Genomic DNA, 9787 nt, shown 5'->3' with positions numbered 1-9787 from the left:
TCCGGCATAGACAATGATGGCCAACATCTGCCTTGGCGACGCCAAATTTCGATTTATTCGCTGATAGGTCTTTTCCAGTGCCGTAATATCCATACCCCCAATACAATGGCGAAGCAGGCGGACGGGGTCATCTTTGCCAATCTGAAATTCAAGATTAAATGGAAGAAATACTTGATAGCTTCCTTCAAAAGACGTATAATCTTTTTGTGAATTTGGTTTTTGCATATCTAAATTCTACACCTAATCCCGAGGCATTCAAGCCCCGGGATTATTTTTTTGCACATGAAAAAGGACTGCTGCACGTCACATTACGTGCAACAGCCCCTTTCTTTATGTTGCGAATTTGGAATTACTTCTTCAGAGCTTCCTTCAGGATTGCCGTCAGGGCTTTTTCTGTAACACGCATCATGTCGTTGAGCAGAGCATTGTACAGATCGCCACCGTCCGTCACACCACGACCATTCTCCGTAATGAAGAATTTCTTCGGATGCTCCTCAGACTGATAAGCATCGTTAAGTTTTTCCCGGACAAGTTTTTCAATTTCCTGTTCCGTCATTACACAGTCACCTCTTTCCTAAAATCTATTATATATTATACGACATCTTGCCGTATTTTTCCTTGTTTTTCCTAAAAATAAATAATAGTTATCTTTTCAGTTGCTTTCCATCGAATTTGAATTGTAATTTAATTGACATTTAAAACTAGTTTAAATACCTTTCGTTATACTATGACCATACCATTCGATAAGAGAATGGATAAAGAAAAAGGTTTATCTATAGAAAGGTGATGTGACATATGAAAAGTGCGAATAAGAAATTAGTAGCAGGGATTCTGGCTGGGGCAATGTTGACGGGAATTGGTGTTAATGCAGCCAGTGCCAAATCGGTTTCCCATGCGGATAAACACCAGCGCCCCACTGTAATGCAGAAAGGGAAAATGGCGCCGTGCCCGCCGGTTCAGATGAGTGCTGATGATGCTGCCAAGAAGGTTCACGATACCTTTGGCGTTGATGAAAAAGAGGTTAAGAGTGCCATTGAAGATGGCAAGGATATTCGTGACATCGGTCAGGCCGCTATGTTTGCCAATATCAGCGGAAAATCCTTTAAGGATGTTATGGGAATGAAGACGGATACTAAGGATTGGCCGGAAGTAGGCAAAGAGCTTGGTATCACCCAGGAACAGGTAAAGGATAAGATGGCGACGATGCAGGCAAAAGATATTGCGGAGAAGGCCAGTGTAGATGAAAATACGGCCGCAACGCTTTTGAAAAACGGTTATCGTGCTCATGATATTGTGGCTGCAGGCATTCTGGCTAAGGCAGCCAACAAGGATATCCAGAGCGTTCTGGATATGAAAAAAATCAACAATCGCTGGGGTGATGTTGCAGACCAGTTAGGCGTTGATAAGAGTGTGCTGCATATGGGGCGTGGTCCACAGGATATGAATGGACATGGTCCGCAGGGAGGTCCGCCGCCAGCAGATGAGGCTGGTGCACCGGAAGAGCCGGGTGAGTAAATAAAAGGCTATGAGCCCCCCATTGATTCGCGATGGAATCAATGGGGGGCTTATTATATTGTCATTTTTACAAATAAATAATATAAAAAACAACATAAAATGTAAAATATGTATTGACAAGAAAAACAAAAGCGTGTAAGATGTAAAACATCGACGGGTTAACATAGTTACAGTCGATAGATATGGAAAATCGACGAACAGGAAATAGTAAGATTACAGGTAACTGTCAAGCGAGCCGGAAACTAGGGGACTAGTGGTGTGAAGTCCGGTCAGTAAGGTAATCCGAATGGTCCTGCGAGAGTCCACCCAAAACAGAAAGATGTCTGTGAGTAGGCTGGGACGGCTGCCACCGTTATCAGGCTACGGCATCGGCTTCTTGTCCTGTGCCGGAATGAGATGTATTTGATACATGCAAACGGGTGGTACCGCGAAGTTGATTCGCCCCGGCTGGAGTCTTTCTCCGGCCGGGGCTTTTGTAGTATTAGGGGATGAGTGGATGAAGGTTAAGATTTGTGGTATGAAATCGCTGTTGACAGCAAAAGTTGCCGAGGAGGCAGGTGCAGATTTCATCGGATTTATTTTTTGGCCCGAGAGCCATCGTTATATTGAGCCGGAACATGCTGCCGTAATCAGCAGTCAGTTGCAGCAGTCGTGGAAAACCGGCGTATTTGTCGATGAAGACATTGAAAAGGTCAATGAAATTGTCCGTCAGGTACATCTTGATTTTGTCCAGCTCCATGGTCACGAGAATGCGGCTTATGCCCGCAAGGTACAGTGTTCCGTTATAAAGGCTTTTCGTTATGGAGACAACTTCTCGGCAGAAGCTGCCAATGAGTATCCGGCAGAGCTGATTCTCATCGATGCATTTTGTCCCGGTAAGGTTGGTGGAACAGGGGAGAGTTTCGATTGGCGGTCCGCCGCCGAAGAGATAGCAAAAGTTGAAAAACCTGTGTTGATTGCCGGTGGTATCAACATTGATAACCTGCAGACGGTCCTGCGGACCTTCCATCCTTATGGCGTGGATGTATCGGGCAGTTTGGAAGTAGCAGAAGAAAAATCTATCAGTAAGATACAGGCCTTTATGCGAAGAGCAAGGAGCCTGCCTCGAGGGAGAAAGCGTCAATGAGAGATATATTAGCAGAAATCGTGGGCAAAAAAAGAGAAATCGTGGCCGCGGCCAAGGCCGAGATGCCTTTGGAGGAAATAAAAGCCAAGATAACGCCGGATACGTTCCGGATGAGCAAGAAATTCAAGAAAGGGGGCTGGAATCTCATCGCTGAGTGCAAACTCCAGTCTCCCGCAAAGGGGCGTCTGAATAAGACGCATACGGTGGAGGAGCTGGCGAGCATCTACGAGGCAAGCGGTGCAAGTATGCTGTCGGTTCATACGGACCCGCATTTTCTGGGGTGCAATGAAGATTTTATCAAAGTTCGGCAGCTGGTGAATTTGCCGTTGCTTCGCAAAGACTTTATCATCGATGAATACCAGATTTATGAGGCGCGGATGTTAGGAGCCGATGCAATTTTGCTGATTGCACGGATACTGACACCGGAGCAGCTGCGGGAATATCTTTATACGGCTTGGAGTTTGGGCATGGATGCCTTAGTAGAAGTTCACGATGAAGCGGACATGAGGGCAGCCCTTTCGACTCCGGCGGAGTTTATCGGCATCAATAATCGGAACCTAAAGACTTTTAAGACCGATATCAAGCAGACGTTGGATTTGCTTCCCTGCGCGGATTCCAACCGAGTCCTTATTAGTGAAAGTGGCGTTTTTACGGTTGAGGATGCCAAGGTGCTCCGTGAGGCGGGCTGCGATGGAATCCTGGTGGGAGAGGGCTTGGTCCGTTCCCCGGATATCGGCACGATAACGCGGAAACTTTCGCATTGAACTTTGTGGATACCGAAGATTAGGAGATAGTAGTATGAATACAAAAGGAAGATTTGGCAAGTTTGGGGGACAGTATGTACCGGAAATCGTTATGCCGGCGCTTAATGAACTGGAAGCTGCCTACAAGAAATATAAAGAGGATGAAGCCTTTCAGCGGGAGTTTCGTTCGTTACTGCGCGAATATGCAGGTCGTCCGACGAATCTCTATTATGCCGAGAAGTTGACGGAGCACTATGGGAAAGCAAAGATTTTTCTCAAGCGCGAGGATCTCTTACATACAGGAGCGCATAAAATCAACAATGCGTTAGGTCAGGCACTGCTGGCAAAGCTTATGGGCAAGAAACGCATTGTGGCTGAAACCGGTGCGGGACAGCATGGCGTTGCTTCGGCGACAGTGGCCGCTCTCTTCGGCATGGAATGCCATGTGTTTATGGGGGCTGTTGATGTTGAACGCCAGAAACTCAACGTATTCCGCATGAAGCTGTTGGGGGCAAAAGTCATTCCGGTTTCCAGTGGGACGGGGACCTTAAAGGACGCGACCAGTGAGGCAATCCGCTATTGGGCGACGAATATTACAGATACCCATTACATCATCGGTTCAGCGGTTGGGCCCCATCCTTATCCGACTATTGTTCGCGATTTTCAAAAGGTCATCGGGGAAGAAATTCGCGAGCAAATCAAGGAAAAGACCGGTGGACTTCCCAACTATATGGTTGCTTGTGTCGGCGGCGGCAGCAATGCGATAGGAACTTTCTACGATTTCCGCAACGATAAGGAGGTAAAGAAGTTTGGCGTTGAGGCTGGCGGCCGCAGTGATGCGGTGGCGGATAACGCCAAAACCCTTTCGGGCGCGGGGGAACCAGGCATCCTTCATGGTGCTTACAGTTATCTTTTGCAGACGGATGATGGGCAGGTGGTGGAAGCCTATTCGATTTCTGCGGGGCTGGACTATCCTGGGGTTGGTCCGGAGCATTCCTACTTTAAGGATGCAGGGATTGTCGATTACGTTTCAGTAACGGATGCGGAAGCACTGGAGGCCTTCCAACGTATATCAAAGGTTGAGGGCATTATCCCCGCGTTGGAAAGTTCCCATGCGTTGGCTTATTTGGAAAAACTCATGCCACAGACGAAAAAAGAGGAAACGGTGGTTGTCTGCCTGTCGGGACGTGGCGATAAAGACGTGGCAATGGTAGCGAAAGCATTGGGGGAGGATGTAGCGTTATGAATCGCATCGAGAAGAGAATGGCCGAGCTTAAAGCGGCCCATAAGAAGGGACTATACGTCTACATTACCTGTGGGGCTCCAGATGTTGAGACGACCATTGAGGCGGTAAGGCAGGCTGAGGCTAATGGAGCAAGCCTCATTGAATTGGGATTGCCGTTTTCCGATCCCATGGCAGACGGCCCGGTAATCCAGACGGCATCGGTTATCGCCTTGAAGAATCACATGACACTGGGCAAGGAGCTGGAAGTATTGCGGGCAATTCGCAAATTCTCAGATATTCCCATTGTTGGCATGGGGTATATCAACAATATGTATCATTATGGCTTTGAGCAATTTGTTAAAGATTTCAAGGAAGCCGGTATGGATGGCATTATTGTTCCCGACGTTCCCCATGAAGAATCCGGGGAAATGCGGCGTATCTGTGCGGAATATGACTTTGTGCTGGCGGAATTCATCACGCCGGGGACAACGGAACAGCGCATGGAAGATACTTGCCAGGATGCCCGCGGCTTTATCTATTGTGTTTCCAACAACGGCGTAACGGGAGTTAAAAACGTGGATTATCGTGTGATTGGCGGTGTTTGCGAAAAGGCTCGGAAGTTCACCGATACGCCGCTGGCTGTGGGGTTTGGTATAGGTTCTGCGGAAGCAGCTGTCGCGGCGGCGGCTCATGCCGATGCCGTTATTGTCGGCAGTGCCGTAGTCAAACGACTGTTGGATGGCAACTTGTCTGAAGCGATGGCGCTGATTCACGATATGCGTGATGCATTGGATGCCAGCTATGGGCATTGACTGACAGGAAAAAGGGTTTTCCTTTCTCATGACGAATTATACTATCAGGTAAAAGGACGCAGAAAGGAAGACCAGTATGATCATTACAGATGTTAAGACCGTTGATGCGGCAGAGGATATGATTCGTCGTCATGCCAGCAACCGTCCGGAGAAGCCGAGGAGTGTTCAGGAGATTTCGGCCCGTTATCTGCAGGCCATAAAACAGTATCAGATGCTCATGCGGTCTCAGAATGATAACCGTGAACAGCGAGTGATGCTCTACTCGGAAATAAAAGCCCTCGGATGGTGCCTGGGTCGCGATGAACATAAAATCGTCCAGGAGATTAATCTGCCGCAACGGTGATGATGAAACGATCCGGAGAAAGCCCCTGCAGGCGTTCCCTGCAGGGGCCTTTTTATAGAATGGAGTGAGGCAGGATGGAACTTACACCATCACGCGCTGTTTTTTGCCGATTGGCGAAAGATAAGAATCTTATTGCGGTTTCAACCGAAATCAACATGGATATGGATACGCCGGTATCGGTGTATTATAAATTGGTGAATGAGCACAAGGGATTTATTCTGGAATCGGTAGATACCACGCATCAGCAGTTTGGCCGCTATTCGTTTATCGGTGCGGAACCGTTTGCCAGGCTGCAGGTATTTAAGAATCGCTTGATTATCAAAGAAAACGATTTGATGAAAACGGTGGAGGGGGAGCCGGTCGTATCGATTCGCAGCTATATGGACCGCTTTAGTCCGGCGCTTGAGGATGCTGAGATTCCACTGGCAAATGGCGGAATGGTGGGCTATTTCAATTATGAGATCGTCTCAACGTTTGACCGCGTGCGCGGGCTTGATCTTGGGGAAGAGGACCTTTTAGGGCAGTTTATGCTTTGCCGCATCTTGGTCGTATACGATGCCCTGCGCAACAATGCCAGACTGATTTATTTTGCCGATGTCCAAGGAGCGGAAAACCTCGATGCAGTCTACGGTGCAATTGAGGATAAGATGGCGGCTCTCAAGCAGCAGTTGGAAGAACCGGTCAAACCGCAAACAAACGGAGGTCTGGCCAAAGGGGAGCCCGTGGATTTCTTGAAAAAATACGGGAAAGCTCCGGCGGATTTTCTCGCGGCAATTCGCAAAGCCAAGGAGCATATTTTTGCTGGGGATATTTTTCAAGTAGTGCCTTCCCGTCAATTCCGGCAGAAGATAACGAAGCCGTGCTTTCATTTTTATCGCCGCTTGCGCCAGGTGAACCCTTCCCCGTATATGTTTTATTTCAATTTTGGCCGTGTGAAACTAGTGGGGGCATCGCCAGAGATGTTGGTAAAGGTGGCGGGGAATAACGTCTACACCTACCCGATTGCGGGAACTCGACGGCGGGGGAAAAATGCGAAGGAAGACCAGGAGTTGGCGGCAGGGCTTAAGGGGGATACCAAAGAGGTTGCGGAACATTCCATGCTGGTTGACTTGGCACGCAATGATCTTGGACGCATCAGTGAACCGGGGACTGTCAAAGTGACGAAATTGAAGCAGGTGGAATTTTTCAGTCATGTCATGCACATGGTTTCTGAGGTGACAGGGAAAATCAAGAAGGGATACAAGCCCATGGATGTTCTGCGGGCGACTTTCCCGGCGGGAACGGTCAGTGGTGCTCCGAAACTTCGGGCAATGGAAATTATTCATGAACTCGAGCCGGTAAAACGGGATACGTATTCGGGAACGGTTGGTTATATGGACTTTGCTGGCAATATGGATATGTGCATCACCCTTCGAACGATGCGCATCGAAAATGATGATACGGCCATTATCCAATCTGGGGCTGGCATTGTCGCTGATTCTGTTCCAGAAAAAGAATATCAGGAAATCCTGCAGAAATCCAAGGCGCTGTTTGAAGTGGTAGAGGAGGTGGAAAACGATGTCGTTACTTTTGCTTGATAACTATGATTCCTTCACGTATAATGTCTATCAGCTTTTGAGTGAGCTAGGAGCAGAGGTGGAAGTCATCCGTCACGACCAGGTTTCGGTAGCAGACGTTGCGGAAAGGCATTACGATGGCATTGTGATTTCCCCAGGACCAGGTGTGCCCAAAGATGCTGGCATCAGTGAGGAACTTATCGATACACTTAAAGGAAAAGTGCCAATGCTGGGAATCTGTCTTGGACATCAGGCAATTGGCGAAGTCTTTGGGGGGCGTGTGGTGCGCACGGGTGAGGTAATTCATGGAAAGACTTCGCCACTTCATCACACAGGGACGGGACTTTACCAAGGCTTGCCACAGAATATTCCCATCGGACGGTATCATTCGCTGATTATTGACCGGTCAACGTTGCCGGATTGTCTGGCGGTCACCAGCGAATTGGCTGATGGCATGATCATGGGCGTTCGTCATAAAAAATATCCGATTGAAGGCATCCAGTTTCATCCAGAGTCAATCCTGACACCCGATGGGCGTACAATGATGCAGAATTTCTTGGCTCAGTTATAGATTATAAAACGAATAAAAAATTAATATTTTATGAGTCTTTCCGTAGGGAAAGACTTTTCCTTTTGTTTGAGTATGGTATAATAGTGTTCGTATCTCGTTAAAATTAGGGTTTTTGAATCGATTTACGAAAGGATTTTTTCATGCGAAAGACATTAGCCAAGGCTGGCATCTTGGGATTGCTGATACTTTTCTTGCTGCCGATGACGGTTAGTGAGGCCCGTTGGAACGTCGGGGGACACCGGCAGAAGAAAGTGGAACAGCAGGTGCCGCCGGGGCCGCCAGACCATAAGGCCAAAATTTTATTTATTCCTCATGACAATCGTCCGACTTCCTGTGAGCAGACCGCTGCTGTCGTTCAAGAGTTGGGATATGAGGTTATCATGCCGGATAAAAAGCTCCTTGGCGGTCTTACCACCAAGGGGGATACGGAAGAACTTTGGAAGTGGACGAAGGAAAATGCCAAGGAGGCGGAAGTGGCTGTTATTGCAACAGATTCCTTAGTCTATGGCGGCTTGGTGACTTCACGTGTTCATGAGATTCCCCGAACTGAGCTAAAGGAACGGGCAAATCGGCTCCATGAACTTCGTGAGCTTCATCCCTCGTTGAAGATTTACGCTTTTACGTCACTGATGCGTACGCCACGCAGTGGTGCCGCGTCAGGGGGCGAGGACCCGGATTATTATTTCACGTATGGGACTAAGATTTTTCGCTATACGGCATTGATGGATAAAGCTGAGATGGAGGGCTTGTCGGAAGAAGAACGTCAGGAGCTTATCCAATTGACGCAGGATATTCCAGCACCAATTCTGAAGGATTGGCTCGGACGCCGTCAGCACAATCTCGAAGCAACCAAAATGTTGATCGATGATGCTCGCGCTGGCAAAATCGATTATTTGCTGATAGGTAAAGACGATAATGCCAGCCTGTCGCAGACGCATCGCGAAGATCGTTGGCTTCGGGAGTATGCCAAAAATATTCCGGACAGCCGTTTCCACATTGTGGCGGGCATTGATGAATTTGCCATGTTGCTGATGACTAGAGCGGTCAATCAGTGGGAACAGGTAGTGCCGAAGGTGGCCATCCGCTATAACATCGGCAAGGGGGGAGATACGATTCCCACGTATTCCGATGAACGCATTGAGGCTACGCTTCGGACGGAATTGGCGGTTGCTGGTGGACAGTTGGTGAATGCACCGGGATTAGCGGATTTCACGCTGCTGGTCAATACGACGCCGGAGGGGGTAACCGGTGAGGCTAATCACGTTCGTGATGGGGAGCCGGAACCGCTCAACAATTGGAAAAATCGTCCGGGAACCTATGCGTTTTTGAATCAGGTCGACATGCTGATTCGCAATGGCTGTTCCGTGGGAATAGCGGATATCGCTTTTTCCAATGGATCGGATAATGTTTTGATGTATCATCTCAAGGCCAATAAGCTGTTATTTAAATTGAAGAGTTATTCTGGCTGGAATACGGGAACAAACAGTCTGGGGTTTGCTTTAGGTCAGGGAATATTGGCCAGTCGTCTTCCGCAGGAGAAGGCCAATGAACTTTTGATGACTCGGTATTTGGATGACTGGGCTTATCAGGCCAATGTGCGGACTGCGATGGCGCATAAGATTGAACGTTTGGGCAATCCCATGGTTTATTTGTATCTGGGGGAATATGAGCCAGAGATGGAGGCAGATTCGACTCGTCTATTGCGTCAGTTCTGCCGAGACCATCTGCCAGAATTCAAGCAGGTGGATTCCCTGCATGTGACCTTCCCATGGCATCGCATGTTCATTGCATCGATTCGTTATGATGGAATGTTTGATTTTAAACATTCATAAAGAAAGGAAAACCTGCTATCATTAAGATAGCAGGTTTTTTGTATAGGGAGGAAAGGAAGTGCTG

At 48.2% G+C, this 9787-nt stretch carries 10 protein-coding genes, 1 pseudogene and 1 other annotated feature; of the genes and pseudogenes, 9 read left to right on the top strand and 2 right to left on the bottom strand.

The genetic code is table 11. The annotated features are described in order from the left end of the window. Together T504_RS0109835 and T504_RS0109830 are read right to left on the bottom strand one after the other, a co-directional pair. Positions 1–225: pseudogene (locus tag T504_RS0109835) on the bottom strand (IS5/IS1182 family transposase); the annotation flags it as partial. A 124-nt stretch (positions 226–349) separates the two neighbouring features. After that, positions 350–556: a hypothetical protein gene (locus T504_RS0109830; protein WP_033170907.1), complete on the bottom strand. Its 207-nt coding sequence runs from the start codon at positions 554–556 to the stop codon at positions 350–352. A 239-nt stretch (positions 557–795) separates the two neighbouring features. Between T504_RS0109830 and T504_RS0109825 the strand changes: the two genes are divergently transcribed. The 9 genes from T504_RS0109825 to T504_RS0109785 all read left to right on the top strand — a co-directional run bounded on the left by T504_RS0109825 (position 796) and on the right by T504_RS0109785 (position 9723). Continuing rightward, the gene (locus tag T504_RS0109825; RefSeq protein ID WP_051635319.1) at positions 796–1515 is read left to right on the top strand and encodes a hypothetical protein; all 720 of its coding nucleotides are present in this window, start codon (positions 796–798) and stop codon (positions 1513–1515) included. Between the two features lie 184 nt (positions 1516–1699). After that, positions 1700–1964: a binding site (T-box leader), on the top strand. Between the two features lie 47 nt (positions 1965–2011). After that, on the top strand, positions 2012–2641 hold the full coding sequence (locus T504_RS0109820; RefSeq protein ID WP_033170906.1) for a phosphoribosylanthranilate isomerase: 630 nt from the start codon (positions 2012–2014) through the stop codon (positions 2639–2641). Beyond that, positions 2638–3405, top strand: coding sequence for an indole-3-glycerol phosphate synthase TrpC (gene trpC, locus T504_RS0109815; protein ID WP_033170905.1), 768 nt, complete (start codon positions 2638–2640; stop codon positions 3403–3405). The genes T504_RS0109820 and trpC overlap by 4 nt, the downstream gene beginning before the upstream one ends. A gap of 34 nt (positions 3406–3439) precedes the next feature. Beyond that, on the top strand, positions 3440–4630 hold the full coding sequence (trpB, locus tag T504_RS0109810) for a tryptophan synthase subunit beta (RefSeq protein WP_033170904.1): 1191 nt from the start codon (positions 3440–3442) through the stop codon (positions 4628–4630). Next, positions 4627–5421, top strand: coding sequence for a tryptophan synthase subunit alpha (trpA, locus tag T504_RS0109805; RefSeq protein ID WP_033170903.1), 795 nt, complete (start codon positions 4627–4629; stop codon positions 5419–5421). The genes trpB and trpA overlap by 4 nt, the downstream gene beginning before the upstream one ends. 76 nt (positions 5422–5497) lie before the next feature. Beyond that, on the top strand, positions 5498–5764 hold the full coding sequence (locus tag T504_RS0109800) for a hypothetical protein (protein ID WP_231473895.1): 267 nt from the start codon (positions 5498–5500) through the stop codon (positions 5762–5764). A 74-nt stretch (positions 5765–5838) separates the two neighbouring features. Next, positions 5839–7341, top strand: a complete 1503-nt coding sequence (locus T504_RS0109795; RefSeq protein WP_033170902.1) for an anthranilate synthase component I family protein — start codon at positions 5839–5841, stop codon at positions 7339–7341. Beyond that, positions 7322–7891, top strand: a complete 570-nt coding sequence (locus tag T504_RS0109790; protein ID WP_033170901.1) for an anthranilate synthase component II — start codon at positions 7322–7324, stop codon at positions 7889–7891. The genes T504_RS0109795 and T504_RS0109790 overlap by 20 nt, the downstream gene beginning before the upstream one ends. A 140-nt stretch (positions 7892–8031) precedes the next feature. Next, positions 8032–9723, top strand: coding sequence for a DUF4127 family protein (locus T504_RS0109785; protein WP_051635318.1), 1692 nt, complete (start codon positions 8032–8034; stop codon positions 9721–9723). Positions 9724–9787 lie beyond the last annotated feature (64 nt).

Source organism: Selenomonas sp. ND2010, from assembly GCF_000702005.1.
Classification (GTDB): Bacteria; Bacillota; Negativicutes; order Selenomonadales; family Selenomonadaceae; genus Selenomonas_A.
This window is presented reverse-complemented; position numbering and strand designations above follow the sequence as displayed.